The sequence below is a fragment of the Thermoanaerobaculum aquaticum genome (genome assembly GCF_000687145.1).
In the GTDB taxonomy this organism is placed as follows: domain Bacteria; phylum Acidobacteriota; class Thermoanaerobaculia; order Thermoanaerobaculales; family Thermoanaerobaculaceae; genus Thermoanaerobaculum; species Thermoanaerobaculum aquaticum.
Genome location: NZ_JMFG01000005.1, coordinates 38,917 through 55,602, shown reverse-complemented (window position 1 = coordinate 55,602; position 16,686 = coordinate 38,917). Strand labels below are relative to the sequence as shown.

General features: G+C 63.0%; 18 protein-coding genes. 5 read left to right on the top strand and 13 right to left on the bottom strand.

Features of this window, described 5'->3' with window-relative positions; all coding sequences use genetic code 11:
* Positions 1 to 39 precede the first annotated feature (39 nt).
* From EG19_RS02100 to EG19_RS02045, 12 genes are all read right to left on the bottom strand, one after another.
* On the bottom strand, positions 40 to 360 hold the full coding sequence (locus EG19_RS02100) for a DUF883 C-terminal domain-containing protein (protein WP_038046908.1): 321 nt from the start codon (positions 358 to 360) through the stop codon (positions 40 to 42).
* Between the two features lie 4 nt (positions 361 to 364).
* Positions 365 to 871: a DUF883 family protein gene (locus EG19_RS02095; protein WP_152543854.1), complete on the bottom strand. Its 507-nt coding sequence runs from the start codon at positions 869 to 871 to the stop codon at positions 365 to 367.
* A gap of 136 nt (positions 872 to 1,007) precedes the next feature.
* A complete protein-coding gene (locus tag EG19_RS02090) occupies positions 1,008 to 1,979 on the bottom strand; it encodes an electron transfer flavoprotein subunit alpha/FixB family protein (RefSeq protein ID WP_038046904.1) in 972 nt (323 codons plus the stop codon).
* Positions 1,980 to 1,989: 10 nt separating this feature from the next.
* The gene (locus EG19_RS02085) at positions 1,990 to 2,778 is read right to left on the bottom strand and encodes an electron transfer flavoprotein subunit beta/FixA family protein (RefSeq protein WP_038046903.1); all 789 of its coding nucleotides are present in this window, start codon (positions 2,776 to 2,778) and stop codon (positions 1,990 to 1,992) included.
* An 85-nt stretch (positions 2,779 to 2,863) separates the two neighbouring features.
* Positions 2,864 to 4,105 carry a beta-ketoacyl-ACP synthase II gene (gene fabF, locus EG19_RS02080; RefSeq protein WP_038046901.1) on the bottom strand — a complete coding sequence of 414 codons (1,242 nt, stop codon included), beginning with the start codon at positions 4,103 to 4,105 and terminating at the stop codon, positions 2,864 to 2,866.
* Complete coding sequence (locus EG19_RS02075; protein WP_038046899.1) at positions 4,105 to 4,344, bottom strand: acyl carrier protein; 240 nt, start codon at positions 4,342 to 4,344, stop codon at positions 4,105 to 4,107. The genes fabF and EG19_RS02075 overlap by 1 nt, the downstream gene beginning before the upstream one ends.
* Positions 4,345 to 4,578: 234 nt before the next feature.
* Positions 4,579 to 5,550 (bottom strand): hypothetical protein, encoded by a 972-nt coding sequence (locus tag EG19_RS02070; RefSeq protein ID WP_038046897.1) that lies wholly within the window; start codon positions 5,548 to 5,550, stop codon positions 4,579 to 4,581.
* 5 nt (positions 5,551 to 5,555) lie between these two features.
* Positions 5,556 to 6,005 (bottom strand): hypothetical protein, encoded by a 450-nt coding sequence (locus tag EG19_RS13550; protein WP_161685282.1) that lies wholly within the window; start codon positions 6,003 to 6,005, stop codon positions 5,556 to 5,558.
* Positions 6,006 to 6,900: 895 nt separating this feature from the next.
* Positions 6,901 to 7,509 carry a glycerol-3-phosphate 1-O-acyltransferase PlsY gene (gene plsY / locus EG19_RS02060; protein ID WP_038046892.1) on the bottom strand — a complete coding sequence of 203 codons (609 nt, stop codon included), beginning with the start codon at positions 7,507 to 7,509 and terminating at the stop codon, positions 6,901 to 6,903.
* On the bottom strand, positions 7,506 to 7,754 hold the full coding sequence (locus tag EG19_RS13880; protein ID WP_038046890.1) for a hypothetical protein: 249 nt from the start codon (positions 7,752 to 7,754) through the stop codon (positions 7,506 to 7,508). The genes plsY and EG19_RS13880 overlap by 4 nt, the downstream gene beginning before the upstream one ends.
* Positions 7,755 to 7,793: 39 nt before the next feature.
* Positions 7,794 to 9,602, bottom strand: coding sequence for a DegV family protein (locus EG19_RS02050; protein WP_038046888.1), 1,809 nt, complete (start codon positions 9,600 to 9,602; stop codon positions 7,794 to 7,796).
* 33 nt (positions 9,603 to 9,635) lie between these two features.
* Entirely contained in the window at positions 9,636 to 9,824 is a 189-nt protein-coding gene (locus EG19_RS02045; RefSeq protein ID WP_038046886.1) for a hypothetical protein, read from the bottom strand.
* A gap of 73 nt (positions 9,825 to 9,897) precedes the next feature.
* Between EG19_RS02045 and EG19_RS02040 the strand changes: the two genes are divergently transcribed.
* Genes EG19_RS02040 through EG19_RS02020 form a run of 5 tightly spaced genes read left to right on the top strand, consistent with a single transcriptional unit; the run spans position 9,898 to position 15,090 of the window.
* Positions 9,898 to 10,695 carry an MlaE family ABC transporter permease gene (locus tag EG19_RS02040; RefSeq protein WP_038047008.1) on the top strand — a complete coding sequence of 266 codons (798 nt, stop codon included), beginning with the start codon at positions 9,898 to 9,900 and terminating at the stop codon, positions 10,693 to 10,695.
* Positions 10,692 to 11,453 carry an ABC transporter ATP-binding protein gene (locus tag EG19_RS02035; protein ID WP_038046884.1) on the top strand — a complete coding sequence of 254 codons (762 nt, stop codon included), beginning with the start codon at positions 10,692 to 10,694 and terminating at the stop codon, positions 11,451 to 11,453. Before EG19_RS02040 ends, EG19_RS02035 begins: the two co-directional genes overlap by 4 nt.
* A complete protein-coding gene (locus tag EG19_RS02030; RefSeq protein ID WP_038046881.1) occupies positions 11,440 to 12,594 on the top strand; it encodes an MlaD family protein in 1,155 nt (384 codons plus the stop codon). The genes EG19_RS02035 and EG19_RS02030 overlap by 14 nt, the downstream gene beginning before the upstream one ends.
* A complete protein-coding gene (locus tag EG19_RS02025; RefSeq protein ID WP_038046879.1) occupies positions 12,595 to 13,551 on the top strand; it encodes a GDP-mannose 4,6-dehydratase in 957 nt (318 codons plus the stop codon).
* Positions 13,552 to 15,090 carry a glycosyltransferase family protein gene (locus EG19_RS02020; protein ID WP_038046877.1) on the top strand — a complete coding sequence of 513 codons (1,539 nt, stop codon included), beginning with the start codon at positions 13,552 to 13,554 and terminating at the stop codon, positions 15,088 to 15,090. It begins immediately after the preceding gene.
* Here EG19_RS02020 and EG19_RS02015 read toward each other — a convergent pair.
* The gene (locus EG19_RS02015) at positions 15,014 to 16,669 is read right to left on the bottom strand and encodes an ArnT family glycosyltransferase (RefSeq protein ID WP_235208687.1); all 1,656 of its coding nucleotides are present in this window, start codon (positions 16,667 to 16,669) and stop codon (positions 15,014 to 15,016) included. The genes EG19_RS02020 and EG19_RS02015 overlap by 77 nt on opposite strands.
* Positions 16,670 to 16,686: the final 17 nt, after the last annotated feature.

Sequence of the window (16,686 nt, the reverse complement as noted above, 5' to 3'; positions counted from 1 at the left end):
CGCTCCAGCCTTTCGGCAAAAGGATTCCGCTTTTTTCCGCTAAAACTCGAAGACGTCGGTGTCCAAAACCCCGGAAAGCTGCCGCATGACCGCTGACGTAACCGCTGCCGAGGCACCGGCCACGATGGCTGCGCCCTTGCTGCGCCCAATGAGGAAACCCACGGCAGCGGCCACACCTACCGACAGCAGGGGGTGACGGCGGACCAAATCCCGCCAGTCAATTTCGCTGGGGATGACCTTGTCCAGCAGGAAATCGGCATCGAGCCTCTGCCGGCGGACGGGTTCCTCTTCCTCGTCCTCCAGGTCTTCCAGCTCGTAAACTTCCGGGCGTTCTTCTTCGTCGCGGATCTCGTCGTCCATCGTTTTAAGGCTCCCGCTTGCGCACTAAGTAACCCACCACAAAACCCACGGCCAAGGCAATGAGCACCGATTTACCCGGGTTGCGGCGGATGTAGTCCACCACATCGTCCCGCATTTCCTTCACGTCAATTTCCTCCACCTTGGCCTTGACCTTGGCGTAGCCCTTCTTCAGCTGGGCCGCTAGCTTTTCGTACTCCTGCTTGGCCTTTTGGTAGGCCTCCTCAGCCAGCTCCCGCGAACGGCCGTAAAGCTGACCGGCCCGCTCCCGGGCCACTTCCAAGGCAGCCCTGGCTTCCGCCAGGTACTCCTTGGCCTTGGCGTACGCTTCGGCGGAAGTGGTCTTGAGCTTGCCGTAGCCTTCCCCCAAAACCTCCTTGGCCTTTTCCATGGCCTCTTCGGCTTGGCCTACTGACTCCTTGGCGGCTTCTAGCACTTCCTGCACAGCTTCCCCAGTTTCGTCCAGCTTTTCCTGGATCTTTTTGGCCACCCTGCCTTTTTCCTCGTCGCTCATAGCCACCTCCTGTTCCGCAAAGCTATTGTACGTCTTTCGCCCTGCCGCGGCAAGCTCGCGGTGCCCACGGCGCAGGGGAAAAAGCACGCGGCTTTCCGGCGATCAACAGTTCTACCGGCGTGAAGCGGTGCGGGCTTTACGCCTTCAGCTTGCGGATTTCCTCCGTTAAAGCCGGGATCACCTGGAACAAATCGCCCACCACCCCGTAGTCCGCCACCTTGAAGATCGGTGCCTCGGGGTCCTTGTTGATGGCCACGATGACCTTGGAGGAGGACATCCCCGCCAGGTGCTGAATGGCCCCGGAAATGCCGCAGGCAATGTACAGCGTAGGTGACACCACCTTGCCGGTTTGCCCCACCTGGTGGGCGTGGTCAATCCAGCCGGCGTCCACCGCCGCCCGGGAGGCACCCACCGCCGCTCCCAGCACTTTGGCCAGCTCGCGGATGAGCGCGAAGTTCTCAGGCCCACGCAAACCCCGGCCGCCGGAAACGATGATGTCGGCTTCCGCCACGTCCAGCTCGCCCCCCTGGGAGGTCACCACTTCCTTCACCCGGTAGCCACCGCTCACCGCCACCGCCGGCAGGGAAACCACCTCAGCAGTCGTTGGCGACTTTTGGGCGGCAAACACGTTGGGCCGCGTGGTCACCACCACCGGCACGGCGTGGCCGCCATCCACGGTGGCCAGAGCCTTTCCGGAGTACACCGGCCGCACCGCCTGCAGGGTATCGCCGTCCCACTTGAGCGCCGTTACATCCGGCAAGCACCCCACCTTGAGCTTGGCCGCCAGCCTCCCCGAAAGGTCGCGCCCCAGGGCCGTAGCCCCTAAAAACACCGCTTGCGGCTGGGCCTGCGCCACGGCCTGCGCCACGGCTTGGGCGTAGGCCTGGGGGGAGTACTGGGCAAGCTCCGGCTGGTCCGCCACAAACACCTTTTCCGCGCCCCATTCCCCCAGGCCGGCCGCCAGCTGGCTCACGCCGGAACCCAAAAGCACCGCCGACACCGGCATTCCCTTGGCTTGCGCTAGCCTCTTAGCCTCGGATAGAGCCTCCAGGGAGGCCTTGCGAATTTGACCGTCGCGCTGCTCCACGAATACGAGGATTCCCGCCATGGCAGCCTCCTCAAATGACCTTGGCTTCTTCCCGCAAAAGCCGCGCCAGCTCCCGGGCCGCCGCTTGCGGGTCCTGTTCGCCGTTGATGATCTTGCCGGAAGACTTGGCCGGTGGCAGCGAAAGCGCCACCCAACGGCAGGTGGCCCCGCCCACGCTTGCCTCATCCACACCCAGGTCCGCCACCTTCACGCTTTCCACCGGCATCTTCTTGGCCGCCATGATGCCCTTGAGCGAGGGGTAACGGGGCTCGTTGAGGCCCTTTTGGGCGGTGATCAAGCACGGCAGCGAAACCTCCACCACCTCCTGGCCGCCTTCAATTTCCCGCCAGGCCGTGAGGCTTTTCTCCCCGTACTCGATCTTGGTAACCGAACCCACGTGGGGGATGTCCAAAAGCTCCGCCACCATGGCCCCCACCAGGCCCTGGTCGCTGCCCACGCCTTTAACCCCGGCGAAGATCAAATCAAAAGGCCCGGCCTTTTTCACCGCCGCCGCGAGAATTTGGGCAATGGCAAAGGCGTCGCCAAAGGCCGCGCCGGTGCCCACCACGTGCACGCCCTTGTCGCCGCCGCGGGCAAAGCATTCCCGCAACACCTGCTGGTCCCTCTCCGGTCCGTAGGTGATGTAGGTGACCTCAGCCCCTTTGGCTTCCTTGAGCTTGATGGCCTCCTCCACCGCAAACTCGTCGTAAGGCGAGATGATCCACTTGATCCCCGTCTCGTCAATGCTCTTTCCCGACGGACCCACCTTGATGGTGGAGGCGGTGTCGGGGACGTAGGTAACCAGCACGGCAATCCTCATAGCCCCCCCTTTCGTGGCGCTGCCGCGCCCTTGTGAATTCTAGTACGAATAGCGCTGCACCGCAACGCAGGCCGAGGGTACGGCCTTAAGCTTCCCACTTACCCAGCACAATGCAGGCGTTGGTGCCGCCAAACCCGAAGGAGTTAGACAAGGCCACCCGCACCGTTTGCTTTCGCGCTTGATGGGGCACGTAGTCCAGGTCGCAGCCCTCGTCCGGGTTGTCCAGGTTGAGCGTGGGCGGAATCACGTCCCGGGCCACCACCAGGGCGGTAATGCCGGTTTCCAGCCCACCGGCAGCTCCCAAAAGGTGACCGGTGGCCGATTTGGTGGAGGAAACCGCCAGCTTGTAGGCGTGGTCGCCGAAAACCCGCTTGATGGCCACGGTTTCAATGCGATCGCCGTGGGGCGTGGAGGTGCCGTGGGCGTTGATGTAGTCCACCTGCTCGGGGGCAATGCCGGCATCCTTCAAAGCTGCCGCCATCACCCTCGCTGCCCCATCGCCGTCCTCGCAGGGCGCGGTGATGTGGTAGGCGTCGCCGGTCATGCCGATCCCCAGCACCTCGCAGAGAATTGGGGCGCCACGCCGCAAGGCAAACTCCAGCTCCTCCAGCACCAGCACCCCCGCTCCTTCGCCCATCACAAACCCGTCCCGATCCCGATCCCAGGGCCGGGAGGCCTTTTCCGGCTCCTCATTGCGGGTGGAAAGGGCGCGCATGGAGGCAAACCCCGCCACCGCCAGGGGATCAATCACCGCCTCCGCACCCCCGGCAATAGCAGCATCGGCGTAACCGTGACGGATGTACAGGTAGGCGTCGGTGATGGCGTGGGCGGAGGTAGAGCACGCGGTGCAGGTGGCCATGTTGGGCCCTTTGGCCCCCAGGCGGATGGAAACCAGCCCCGCGCACATGTTGATGATGGCCCCGGGGATGAAAAACGGTGAAACCCTCCGCGGCCCCTTTTCCTGTAGCGTTCGATGGTTTTCCTCAATGAGCGGCAAACCGCCTATCCCTGAGCCCAAAACCACGGCCACCCGATCGGCCACGTCCGGGGTGATCTTGAGCCCCGAGTTCTCCACCGCCATAAGGCTGGCCGCCAGGGCGTACTGCACAAAGAGGTCGAACTTGCGGGCTTCCTTCGCGTCGAGCCAGACTTGCGGGTCAAAGCCCTTGACCTCGGCGGCAATCCTCACCGGGAAGGTCGAGGCATCGAACTTGGTGATGGCGCCCACACCCGAACGCCCGGCGATGAGGGCTTCCCACGTGGGTTCAGTCCCAACCCCCAGCGGGGAGATGAGCCCCACCCCGGTGACCACAACCCGGCGGGGCATCAAGACTCCTTGACGTGCTCCTTGAGGTACGCGATGGCGTCGCCCACCGTGCGGATCTTCTCGGCGGCTTCGTCGGGGATTTCCACCCCAAACTCTTCCTCAAAGGCCATGATGAGCTCGACGGTATCCAGAGAATCGGCACCCAAATCGTCGGTAAAGGTCGCTTCCGGCTTCACCTTCTCCGGATCCACACCCAACTGCTGCACGATGATGTCCTTGACCTTTTGTTCAATGTTCATGTCTGTCCTCTCCCTCATCCAGCGTCGTTCACAAGCCGGGTGCTTTTTTAGCATACCCCCCGCCCCTGCGCAAGTCCGCCCGCCGTCCCGTGGGGTGCCCTCCCAATTGTCCGGAAAAAACCGACGACTCCCCCAATCCTACCCCGGGAAGCCGTGAACTGCGGCTGCTGTTCTCCAAAACCCTGCGCAGGAAGACACTGCGGCTGCTACGCCCTACCGGAAACCATCGAAACGCTATTGGCGAGCATCCTCCGGGTAATAGGTAATGACACGGGTCTCCACCACCTCCCCATCGCACGGCGGGGGACCCACCGGGCAAAACACTGCCCACTCCCGGCTCCGCACCCGGCGGTGGGTCCAGTTGCCGTAATGGTCGAAAGCCAGCTCATCAATGGAGACCAACCGGTCAACTCCGGGCCTTTGCGGGTCCGTGTTGATTTCGAACGTGGTAAACCCGCCAGGCAGGTAAACCCAGCTGCGGGCAAGCCAGGCCCCCCACCACGTTTGCAGGGCCTCATTCCTCACATCCGGCCTAACGTCCCAGACGTACTCGCGGACCAAACACCCCCCCTCGTAAAACCGCCAAAAAACCCGTTTGAGCTCCCCGTGGTCATCCAGGTGCCGGATAAGGGAAAGCCGGCAGTCGGCATCAAAGAAAAACTCGTACGTGTGCAAAAGCGAAAACTCATAGCGAGCCATGGTCAAACGGCGAGCTTTCGCGTCCCACTCCAGGACCACTCGCCGCTCTTCCATAGGGGGCCCTTCCCCGGGTTCCACCACCTTGGACCCCGGGGGAAGAGCCTCGCCCGGCAAAAACCCGCCAAGATGCGGGCCGGAAGGTGGCCGGCGTGGACCGCCCGGTGGGGAAAATGGCACCTGGTACTCCGGCGGCATTTCCGCTCCTCGCAAAACCCACGTGGAAGCGCCACTCCGCTCCACCTTCAAAACCCGAAAGTCCGCCGGGAGTAAATCCGAGGAGAAACCGAACACGAACTTTTCAGGACCAAAAGGGCCCCAGTGGGGCGGCTTGGCCAAGCGTGCCACGGGAAACCCTTCCCGGTCGTAGCGGAGCAGGATGGTGCGCGTCTCGTTCCCCTCGGTTCGGGTGAGAACCACCTCCTGAACCGGACCGAATAAGTCATCCCCCTCCAAAAACCAGGTACAGGGCGTTGCACCCCGCGGCAACGCCACCGCTAAACCAACCATCCAACCTAGCGCAACGCCACCCACTCGTAGAAACCCTCCGGGCTATTCTTGCTAGGCCAAGTATCCCACACCCGGAAGCGAAAACTCCAGGAACCGATGCGGTACTTACTGGGCAGGCTCAACTTGAACTTCCGGTAACGTCCATAGTTTTTCCCGTTTATCTGGCAAGTGCCGCCATAGTCCTCCGATGCACCCACGCGGCCCAGGAAATTCCAACTCCTGCTGTTGGGGGGATCCTCCACCCAAATCTCAACGTCCACGGTATCCCACGGGGTGTCGGGGTCAGCCGCGCATCCCGTAACCTTGCTGTAGTCCCAGAACGGATCGTTCTTGCCCACCGGCTGGTGGTTAAGGCGATTCCAGAAGTAATTTTGCCCCCCGGGACACACCGTTCCTTTGGGCTGCTTGCAGTCAGCCGCGTTTTGCGCCGGATAGTAGCTGCTGCGGAACTCCATGGCTCCATTTGGGTTGGTGTCAAAGGAGTTGGACCCGTAGAGGCACCACGCGAGCCGCCGCTGGTTTGGGCCCGGCAAAGGCTGGGGGCAACCCACGAAGCACCCTGAAACCCCAGGCGGCACCCACCCGGGGTTACCCGGCCCCGGCTGGCTCATGTCCGGAGCCAGCCCGTTCATCACGTAAAACGCAGCATAATGAATGGCCGTTTGTTGCAGATCGTACCAGGGCACGTGGGTGTCGTTGAACTGCCATTGAAGAGCTCCCACCGAAAGCTTTCCGCCATGGATCGCGCAGCAGTACCAGCGTGAAAGGTCACAAAACTGCGGGTGGTAATCGCCGCAGGGGAGTGCCGAGCAGGTGGAGTGGGAATACCACCCACCGGGGTAGCTGTCGCGGCTGATCCCTGCCCAATCGCCTGAAGACGTCCACACCCCGAAAACCCTGCCCAACGCACGATTGCGGATGGTCCAGGCCGCAGCCGTTATAGCGGCCCAGTTTTTACCTCGGGCCTCGCTGTCAAGTACCTCGGCAAAATTGACTGAAAAGGCCTCACAGCGAGCCTGCCGCTGCGCAAACCCACCCGCGGGTCCCGACGACGGAGACGGCCCCTCCAGCTGCCCCCCGCCGCGCGGTCCTTCCAGCGTTTCCCGAGGAGCTGTCCTCGCCGGGGGACACGGTGTCCCAAAACAAAGGGTTACAGTGGGAGCAAAAGTTCAAGAGCCGAGCGTCTCTGATGCCTGGGGGATTTACCCTTCTAATCGACCGCTAGCTCCACGGTCGGTTGGCACGCATTTTGCTAGCCAAAAAAGTGCGGCCAGGGGCAACGGCCACGACCTCGCCGCACGCATCCAACCTCCTCCTTCTTTTCCTGGCGGGCACAACCCGCCAGTTTTTTTATGGCTTGGGTTTGCCAAAGGTAAAACGGGGTTCCTGCCCCGAAAGCAAACGACGGATGTTTTGCCGGTGGGTCCAAAACACAAAAAGGCACAGCAATAAAGCTAGCGGCTTCATGCCCCAGGGCGCCAAGGCCGGCCAAGCAAAAGCACCCACCACCAGCGTTAGCGCTGCCAGCAGCGAAGCCAACGACACGATGCGCGTGAGCACCACCACCGCCAGCCAAACAAGAGCCGCAAGACCCACCAAGGCCGGAGCCAATACCAAAAGGCCGCCACCGGCGGTGGCCACACCCTTGCCACCCCGAAAGCCGGCAAAAACCGGGAAGGTGTGCCCCACCACCGCCGCCACCGCGCAGGCCAACGGCAACCAGACCGGAAACCCCTGCCAAAAAAGCTTGGGCAGGGCCGCCGCCAAGGCGCCCTTGCCCACATCCACCAACACCACCGGCAGCGCTGCCTCCCACCCTAGGGTGCGGGCCACGTTGGTGGCTCCGGCGTTTCCCGACCCCAAGGCGCGAACGTCAACGCCAAAGAAAAGCTTGCTTACCCAAACGGCTGTGGGGATGGAGCCCAGGAGGTACGCAACGAGAAGGGAAAAAGCAATCACTCTTCCTCTTCCTCGAAGTCCTCATCCTCTTCGTCGAGGTAATCCTCGTCCTCCTCCTCGTCCTCCCAATCCTCCTCTTCTTCCTCTTCGTCAAGCTCCTCGAAGTCCTCGGGCAAAGCAAAGGCGTCGGGATCAGAGTTGCCGCACACCTCGCAGGTGGCCCGGCGGATTTCGCCGTCCCGCCAGGTGAAGTCCTCCACTTCCGATTCGCATTCCAGGCAAATGATGTAATCCGGTCTCGGCATGCATTCCTCCACCCCGGGGAAACCGGGTTTGCGCGAAATTTAATCTCCCTCCTTTTTCCCTGCAAGGGGCTTCAACCGACGCACCGCAATGCCCACGCTCCCCGGGCCGGTGTGGGCCGCCAGCACCGGCGAGAGGTTCACCACCGGGATGTCGTCCACCCCAAAGGCCGAACACAACCGCTCGGCCACGTACTGGGCCGCGCCAATGGCGTTGGCGTGGGCCACCATGAGCTTTACCGGCGAATCTCCGGCAAAGGCCCTTGCCTTGCTCACCAACCCCCGCAAGCAAGAGGCAAAGCCCAAGCGCACCCCTGCCTTGGTGGCCTTGCCGGCCTCATCCAAAGTCAAGATGGGGCGCAGGAACAACAGCTTGGAAAGGCGGGCCAGGCCCGGGGAAACCCTCCCGCTTTTGGCGGCGGTGTCCAGCGAGGGAATGGCGGCAAAAAGCTTCGTTTGAGCGGCCGCCTGTTCAGCAGCTTGCGCCACTTCTTCCAGGGAACCCCCAGCGGCCGCCTTGGCCACCACCTCCTCCATGACCAAACCCAAGGTCACCGAAAGCCCCTTGCTGTCCACCACCCGGATGCGCTGGGGGTCCACCTCCTTGGCGGCAGCCAGGGCCGCCTGGTAGGTGCCGGAAAGACCCGATGAAAGCGTCACGCACACCACGCCTTCGTGCCGCTCCAAAAGGCGCTGGAAAACCTTCCGGTACTCCCCTACCGCCGGTTGGGAGGTCTTCGGGGGGATGGGCGAAGCGGCCAGGCGCTGGTAGAACTGCGCCGGGGTGATCTCCACACCGTCGGCAAAGCTCTGGTCGCCAAAAAGGATGTGAAGCGGCACCCGCACCACGTGGGTACTGGCCAGCGTGGACTCCGGCAAATCGCAGGAAGAGTCGGTCACCAACCCCACCCGGTACGGCGAGCGGTGGACCAACTGCTGGAGGATCATGTCCTCGATCTTGGTTTTCTCCACGGTACCCACGGTGCCGAGAAGCGCAAAGAGGCGCTGGGGCTCGTTGGTGTGGAGGTGGACCCGCAAGCGGGAGCCACCCCCCGCCACCACCAGCGAATCCCCCAAGGGCTCAATCAGGCGTGCCACGGCCTTCCGGTCCAGGCGCTCCCCGGAAAGCAAAGCTTCCGAGCAGAAACGGAAGGCGGTTTCCATTTCCGCGTGGGCCGCCGCAAAGGGCGTGGCGGCGCTTTCGGACAACCCCACCTGCCGTAAGTCGGCAGCCCGGCGGTCGCGGAAAAAGCTCACCACCCCCTCCAAAAAGCACACAAAACCCTGAGCCCCGGCGTCCACCACCTTGTTCTTCCTCAAAACCTCCAGCTGCTCCTGGGTGCGGGCCAGCGCTTGCCGGGCGCGGGTTAGGGAGCGAGCCAAAAGCTCCCCAAAATCCCTTACCCCATCGCGGACACCGGCATCCACCTCTTCGGCCCAGGCCTTGAGCACCGAAAGGATGGTGCCTTCCACCGGGTGCGCCATGGCCTGTTGGGCCGCTTCCACCGCCCGACGCACCGCTTGTGCAAACTCCAGCGAGGTGCAGCGAACCTGGTTTTGCAGGGCTTCCGCCAGCCCGTGGAAGAACTGGGCCATGATCGCCCCGGAGTTGCCCCGAGCGCCCTCCAGGGCTGCATCCGCCACCTTCCGGGCCGCCAGGCCCACCGGAAAAGGCGGCAACCTCACCGCCACCGCAGCAACCCGCAGCGTGGAAGCCAAGTTCGTGCCGGTATCGGCGTCGGGAACCGGAAACACGTTGATGCGGTTAATGGCCTCCTGCTGCTTGACAACCGCCAGGGATCCGGCCCTTACGGCACGGACCAAACGAGGCCCGGTAAGAACTTGAACCATGCTTCAACCCCCGGGGGCCATTATATGCTCGCCCTATTCCTCTTCTTCCTCTTCCTCACCTGCCCCCGACAACTCCTCAAACTCCTCCTCGGTGGCAAAAGCAGCAGGGTCATCGTTGCCGCACTGGGGGCAAAGCGCTTCCACCACCCTGCCGCTGGCCCACTCGAAGTCGTAAACGGGGGTTTCACACTCCAAACAAATGAGGTACTCAGGAATGGCCATGCCTTAGTATAGGCTCAATTGCGCCGGTCAAAAGCGGTTGCAGGCCGTAACCCCGAACCTTATGATGCGGGGCATGAAGTCAATGGTGCAGCTCTTCGCCGCGCTTCCGGATCGGCTGTACGACCTCACCTGGCGGCGGGTCCGGTATCTGGGGGGTGCAACTTTGCTGGCGCGGGATACGGTGGTGCGGATGTTCACGCCGCCCTTCCCTCTGGCTGAAATCGTCCGGCAAATGGAGCTGCTGGCGGTTCATTCGACTACTCTGACCGCAGTTATTGCGCTTTTCACAGGCATGGTGCTGGCCCTGCAATCCACCTTTGCCCTGGAGGAGTTTGGCGCCAAGCTGTACATGGGTGAGGTGGTGGCGATTTCCCTGGTGCGGGAGCTGGGGCCGGTGCTCACCGCCCTCATGGTGGGTGGCCGGGTGGGAGCAGGCATTGCCGCCGAGCTGGGGAGCATGACGGTCACCGAGCAGGTGGAAGCCATGCGTTCGCTGGGGGCCGACCCCATCCGCAAGCTGGTGGTGCCCCGCATGTGGGCGCTTCTGGTGGGGCTGCCGCTGCTTACGGTGCTGGCCGACGTGGTGGGCATCATCGGTGGCATGTTCATTTCGGTTTGGGAGGTGGGGCTTGGTCCGGCTTTTTACTTTCGCCATGCCCTGCGGCTTTTGGACTACGGCGACTTCTTTTCGGGCTTTGGAAAGAGCTTTTTCTTTGCTTTCGACATTGGCCTCATTGCCTGTTTCAACGGCTTCCGGGCGGAAGGAGGGGCCAACGGCGTGGGACAGGTGACCACCGAAACCGTGGTGGCCATTGCCATTTCCGTGTTAGCCCTGGACTTTTTCCTCACCAAGCTGTTCTTGGCCCTATGAGCGTGCAAACGCCGGAAATTGCCATCCGCGTGGCCAACGTCCACAAAGCCTTTGGGAGCAAGAAGGTGCTCAACGGCATCAGCTTGGAGCTAGCCTGCGGAAAGCTCCTCGTGGTCCTTGGCAGCTCCGGCAGCGGCAAGAGCGTGTTTTTAAAGCACCTCAACGGCTTGCTCCAGCCGGACGCAGGGGAGGTAGAGGTGCTGGGGGAAAAAGTCTCCGGCCGCCCGGAAGCGGAGCTCATCCCCCTGCGGCGCAAGGTCTCGTACATCTTTCAGCAGGGGGCCCTTTTCGACTCGCTAACGGTGGGCGAAAACGTGGCTTTTCCTCTGTTGGAGCATACCAGCCTTTCCCGGGCCGAAATCCGCGACAAGGTCGCGCACCTTTTGACCCGGGTGGGGTTGGGCGGCACCGAAAACCTCATGCCTTCCGAGCTTTCCGGCGGGATGCGCAAGCGGGTGGCGCTGGCCCGGGGGCTGGCGCTGGACCCCCAGGTGATCCTCTACGACGAGCCCACCGCCGGCCTCGACCCCCTCACCGGCGAAGCCATCACCGAGCTCATCCGCGATGTGGCCGGGGAAACCTGCGCCACGTCGGTGGTGGTGACCCACGATTTGCTGGTGGCCAAAAGCCTGGGTGGCACCTTGGCCTACCTTTCCCAGGGGGTCTTCAGTTTTTTGGGCAGCATCGAGGAAGCCGCAAAGGAAAGCGGGGAGCTTGCCCGCTTCTTGCGGGCAGGAGGGCTTTATGTTGGAGCTTGATCCGCGCCGTCGCTTGAAAGTGGGGCTTTTCACCGCTGCGCTTTTGGTCCTGCTGGCGCTGGTGATTTTGGTCATTGGCAAAAAGCAAGGCATGTTCACCCGCCACGTGGCCTACAAAGCCCAGTTTCAAGACGTGGCCGGCCTGGTGCCGGGAGCCCAGGTTTGGCTGAACGGCGTGGTGGTGGGGGTGGTGGAGTCGGTGGACTTACCGGAGGACCCGGCCCAGCGGCGCATTACCGTGACCTTTCGCGTGCGAAGGGCACTGGCTGCCCGCATCCGCGCCGATTCCCGGGTGCGCATCCGCACCCTGGGGCTTTTGGGCGACCGTTACCTGGAGCTTTCCTCAGGAAACCCCCTGCAGCCTTTAGTTCCCGAAGGCGGCATGGTGCCTAGCGTGGAGCCCACCGACATTGCCGAAGCTTTGAGCCAAGGTGGCGAAGCCATCGGCAACGTGGTGGCCATCACCGGCTCGTTGCGCCGCATTTTGGAAAAGATGGAGCGCGGCGAAGGGGCACTGGGAGCTTTGGTCAACCAGCCCTTTGATGCCGCAGGCTTTTCCAAAAAGCTCAACGCCCTCTTAGACGACACCGGTGCGGTGATGCACCAAATCCGCCAGGGTCAAGGCCTTTTGGGCAAGCTGGCGGTGGGCCCCGAAGGGGAAAAGGTATTTGCCGACCTGGCTGCCGCCGCCGGCAGCGCCCGGGCCCTCGCCACCCGCCTGGAGCAAGACGTGGGCCGCGAGGATACGGTGCTGGCTGCCATTCTGCGCGACCCCAAAGGCAGGGAAAAGCTCACCGAAACCCTTTCCAGCCTGGCCCAGGCCAGCACCGCCCTGGCCGCCGCCTCCCAGGAGCTGGCCACCGGCCAAGGCACCTTGCCCCGTCTTTTGCGGGATAGGGAGTTTGCCGACTCCTTCCTTGCTGACCTTGCCCAGCTCACCCATGCCTTGGCCTCAGTGGCCGACAAGCTCGACCGCGGGCAGGGCAGCGCCGGCCGCATGGTGAACGACCCCCAGCTTTACGAAGACCTCGAAAGCGTGGTTCGCGGTGTGCAACAATCTCGGCTCCTGCGCTGGTTCGTACGCAACCGGCGAGAAGCTGGGGAGCGGGCTTCGGCCACACCCACCCCAGGGGGAGGCTAAATGCGCACGGTACTGGTCACCGGCGGCGCCGGTTTCATTGGTTCGCACGTTACCCAGGCGCTTTTGGACCGCGGTTTTGATGTGGTTTGCCTGGACGATTTCAACGACTACTACAACCCCGCCTTCAAACGGGAAAACGTGGCGCCGTTTCTTGAAAACCCCAGGTTTCACCTGGTGGAGGGGGACATCCGCGACCGGGATCTGGTGTTTGCCACCTACCGCCAGTTTGGAATTTCCACCACCGTGCACCTCGCTGCCCGGGCTGGGGTGCGTCCCTCCATTGCCAACCCGCGGCTTTATGAGGAGGTCAACGGGGTGGGCACCGTGAACCTCCTGGAAGCCGCCCACCGGTTTGGGGCGTACACCTTCATCTTCGGTTCCACCTCCTCGGTGTACGGAATTAACTCCAAGGTGCCCTTTTCCGAAGAGGACCCCATTGCCTACCCCATTTCCCCCTACGCCGCTTCCAAGCGGGGCGCCGAGCTCATGTGCTACACCTTCCACCACCTCTACGGGCTCAAGGTCACGGTATTGCGGTTCTTCACCGTGTACGGCCCACGGCAACGCCCCGACATGGCCATTTACAAGTTCACCGAGCTTCTAGCCAAGGGCAAGCCCGTCCCCCGCTTTGGGGACGGCAGCATGGCCCGGGATTACACGTACATTGACGACATCGTTCGCGGGGTGATGGCAGCTTTCGACCACGAAGCGGATTTTGAAATCGTCAACTTGGGTGGCTCCCGCACCACCACGCTGCAACAGCTCATCGAGCTCATCGCCCGGGAGCTGGGGGTTCCCCCCCTGGTGGAGGAGCTCCCCCTCCAGCCCGGCGACGTGCCCATCACCTTTGCCGACGTTTCCAAGGCCAAGCGCCTCTGGGGCTGGCAACCCGAAGTGCCCATCGAGGAAGGCATCAGCCGCTTCGTGCGGTGGTTTAAGGCCCACCGGTTGGGGTAAGTGACCCAGGCCCTCCGGCACCGTTTGTTTCTCACCCTTTTGCTGCTCGCCGGTGCTGGCCTCGCGCTTTTCCTGCCGTTTCTGCCTGCCGGGCCCGACATTTACGTGCACATCTTGTGGCCGCAGCAGGTGGCCCGCTGCCTGGCCCAGGGGCAGCTCCCCCTTTGGCTGCCCGACCTCAACGCTGGCTTTGGCAGCCCCGGCATCCGCCTCTACAGCCCCGGCGGACCTGTGGTCGTTGGGGTCCTGGGGCTCATCCTGGGTGACATCGGCAAGGCCTTGCGGCTGGCCTGGTTTGGGGCGCTAGCGGCGATTCTCATGGTGGCCCGGGCATGGCATCCAAAAACCCCCACCCTCAGCGGGTTGCTCCTGTGGGCAAGTCCGCTGGTGCCCTTCCTGCTCGTGTACCGCGCTGCTTCCTCCGAGGTTTTAGCCCTTCCGCTAGCGCTTTGGCTGCTGGAAGCTGCCGTTCAAGACCGAGGCTCAGCACGGCTTGAGGCTTTCCTGTGGGCAGGTCTTTGGTTGCTGCATGCACCCACTTTCATGATGACCGCCATCCTCGTGGTTTTGAGCGTTGGCGTTCCCAAACCCAGCGTTGCTGGCTTCCAGCGCCGCATCTTGCCGGTGGTGGCGGGCTTGGCCCTGTGCGCCTGGCACTGGGTTCCGCTTTTTTTGGAAAGGCAGCTGGTGAATTTGGACGAAGGCCTTACTTCCGACATCTTTCGCGCCACCAAGAACTTCCTTTTTTCCCCGAGCCCCCACGACGCTTTTGCAGTTCGCCGCTTAGGGTGGCTTGCGGCGGCCTGGGGCATCGTGGGCCTGATGGTGTGGTTTCACGACCGACGGCGGGGGGCTCTGGTGTGGATCGCCATCCTGCTGGCCACCCCCATCACCTACCCCCTGTGGCTCGCCCTTCCACCACTCAAATACCTGCAGTTTCCCTGGCGCTTCCTCACTCCGGTCTCGCTGCTGCTTCCCGGGGCCCTCTCTTCGCTTGCGACCCAGCGGCGTACTGCTGCCATTGTGCTCTTCCTCCTGCCCCATCTGTGGATGCCGCCTCTGGGACTCGTGCGAGACCCCGCGCTTGCCGCCAGGGAAAGCTGGGTGGAGCTGGGGGAGAAGGTTTTTAGGGCATTTTCGGGAAACCCGTTAGTGGTGGACGCGGTTCAAAACCGCCCGGCGGCGTTCAGCAGTTTGGCCACGAACCTGCAGCGCTTCGGCAAAGAAACTCTGGTCCTGGCTCCCGGCGCTGTGGCGGTGCAGCAATGGCAGCCCTTGCGCCGCACCGTGGTGGTGGAAGCCGAACATGCCGGCGTGGTGGAGCTTCGGCTGCTGGCCTACCCCTTTTGGCGTGCCCGTGTAGACGGGAAACCGGTGGTTGCCGCCATGGCCGAGGGCATCGTGGCGGTTCCGGTTCCCCAGGGACACCATCGCGTGGAGGTTGCGTGGTCGGGAAACCCCGCTACTCCCTGGGGGTGGGCGCTGGCTCTCCTGGCGCTAGCGGCAATGCTGGCGTTTCCCCGCAGCGGTAAACCCTGATGCTGTCCCCCACCTGTCCCACCATCGGGCACCCCTTGAGGAACCCCAGCAGCTCCCGAAGAAAGCGGGCGTTCTCCACAAAACCGCTGTAGGCAAGGTAGTGGGGACCCACGGTGGCCGCCCAGGAAGAAACCGCCACGTACCCGGAACCCGGGAGCCTTCCGGTTAAAAGCACGTTTTCCATGGGGGTGCCGTAGCCCGCAGGGTCATCCGGGCCAATGTAAACGGCGTAAAGTGGCTGCCAGCCCCTCTCTTTGGCCAGCTTGGCCAAGCGTGCCCAGTTCTGGCCCCAGTCCAAGTTGGAATCGTTAAAGATCCTTTCGCCCCCCCGCGTGCCGCCCACCAACAGCGAGAAGTGGGAAATGTAGTGGGGAAACGAGACCGCCGGCGCCGCTAACAGCGCGGCCAGCACCGCGGCGCGCCAACCGCTGCCTAACTGCGAGAGCATCCACCCCACCAAAAGCGAAAGCAACGCCACCGCCGGCATCAGGTGCCTGGCCCCAATGTTGAAGGCTGAACCCAGGGAAGCCACCAGGTAAAGCAAAACGTACAGCGCCAGCCAGCGGATCCCCCCAGGCAGGGAACGCCAACGCCCCAGCGCCATCACCCAAAAAACGGTAAAGGGCAAGCTGAGCTTGGCTACAAGCACCACGGGGAAGTACAAGGCAAAGCCGTGAGTGGAAAATGCCCCCCAGAAGAAGTTCACCCCCTGGCCGTAGGTGTTGTTCCACAACACGAAAGCGAAACCCAGAAGCCAGTGACAGCACGCCTGGCACCAATCCGCCAAGGGTGAGAAAAACCCTCTCACCCAGGACCAGGCGGCAAGCTTTTGCGCCACCAACTGCACCAGCATCTTCTCCAGCCCCACCGTCACATGACGCAAGGTCCAAGCTGTGATCAAAAAAGGGACCAACCAGCTCAATACCAACGCTCCCAGCAAGCGCAAAAACGCCACAGGTTTGTGGTGCAGCCGGGCTACCAAAACCCGCAGGACCACCAAGAGCAAAAGCAAAACCCCGGAGTGCTTGGCGGCCAGCGCGAGGCCCAACCACACGCCTAAGCCAGCCCAAGCTGGGGATTGGCCTGCCAAAAACGTCTCCAGATACACGCATGCCCAGACCCAGCAGGCTGCCGCCGGCACATCGGTGTGCACCACAAAGGCGTGGCCCAAAACCAAAGGCTGGCAGGCCAGGGCAAAAGCGGCCGCTAAGCCCACCCCCGGGCCGGCAATGACCTCCCCAAGGCGGAACACACCCCAAAGGAGAAGCACCAGGAACACCAGCATCCCTAACCGAGCTACCCGCAGGATCGTCAGCGCCGGCACGTTGTTTTCGTGGAGAAAAGCGTGGATCACATCGGGCAGGCGGGAAAACGCCACCGCATCGGGGTGAGCGGGTGGTTTAAGGGGAAGGGAGTGCAAAGGGATGCCCGCCGCCAGCTTGTACAACGGGGGATGCTCCACTACCCACAGCCCTTCGCCGGCCACCGCCGCGTAGGCGCCCAAGGTGAAGTAAGGCTCATCGTTGGTGGCGGAGTTCCACCAGCCGGCGGCAGCGGAGGCTAAGCAAGCGACAGCCACCAGACCCGCCAGGAGGC

Excerpts from the sequence above, each read along its gene's own strand:
- EG19_RS02100 (WP_038046908.1), bottom strand. The coding sequence starts at position 360 with ATGGACGACGAGATCCGCGACGAAGAAGAACGCCCGGAAGTTTACGAG.
- EG19_RS02095 (WP_152543854.1), bottom strand. The coding sequence starts at position 871 with ATGAGCGACGAGGAAAAAGGCAGGGTGGCCAAAAAGATCCAGGAAAAG.
- EG19_RS02090 (WP_038046904.1), bottom strand. The coding sequence starts at position 1,979 with ATGGCGGGAATCCTCGTATTCGTGGAGCAGCGCGACGGTCAAATTCGC.
- EG19_RS02085 (WP_038046903.1), bottom strand. The coding sequence starts at position 2,778 with ATGAGGATTGCCGTGCTGGTTACCTACGTCCCCGACACCGCCTCCACC.
- fabF (WP_038046901.1), bottom strand. The coding sequence starts at position 4,105 with ATGCCCCGCCGGGTTGTGGTCACCGGGGTGGGGCTCATCTCCCCGCTG.
- EG19_RS02075 (WP_038046899.1), bottom strand. The coding sequence starts at position 4,344 with ATGAACATTGAACAAAAGGTCAAGGACATCATCGTGCAGCAGTTGGGT.
- EG19_RS02070 (WP_038046897.1), bottom strand. The coding sequence starts at position 5,550 with ATGGTTGGTTTAGCGGTGGCGTTGCCGCGGGGTGCAACGCCCTGTACC.
- EG19_RS13550 (WP_161685282.1), bottom strand. The coding sequence starts at position 6,005 with ATGGAGTTCCGCAGCAGCTACTATCCGGCGCAAAACGCGGCTGACTGC.
- EG19_RS13880 (WP_038046890.1), bottom strand. The coding sequence starts at position 7,754 with ATGCCGAGACCGGATTACATCATTTGCCTGGAATGCGAATCGGAAGTG.
- EG19_RS02050 (WP_038046888.1), bottom strand. The coding sequence starts at position 9,602 with ATGGTTCAAGTTCTTACCGGGCCTCGTTTGGTCCGTGCCGTAAGGGCC.
- EG19_RS02045 (WP_038046886.1), bottom strand. The coding sequence starts at position 9,824 with ATGGCCATTCCTGAGTACCTCATTTGTTTGGAGTGTGAAACCCCCGTT.
- EG19_RS02040 (WP_038047008.1), top strand. The coding sequence starts at position 9,898 with ATGAAGTCAATGGTGCAGCTCTTCGCCGCGCTTCCGGATCGGCTGTAC.
- EG19_RS02035 (WP_038046884.1), top strand. The coding sequence starts at position 10,692 with ATGAGCGTGCAAACGCCGGAAATTGCCATCCGCGTGGCCAACGTCCAC.
- EG19_RS02030 (WP_038046881.1), top strand. The coding sequence starts at position 11,440 with ATGTTGGAGCTTGATCCGCGCCGTCGCTTGAAAGTGGGGCTTTTCACC.
- EG19_RS02025 (WP_038046879.1), top strand. The coding sequence starts at position 12,595 with ATGCGCACGGTACTGGTCACCGGCGGCGCCGGTTTCATTGGTTCGCAC.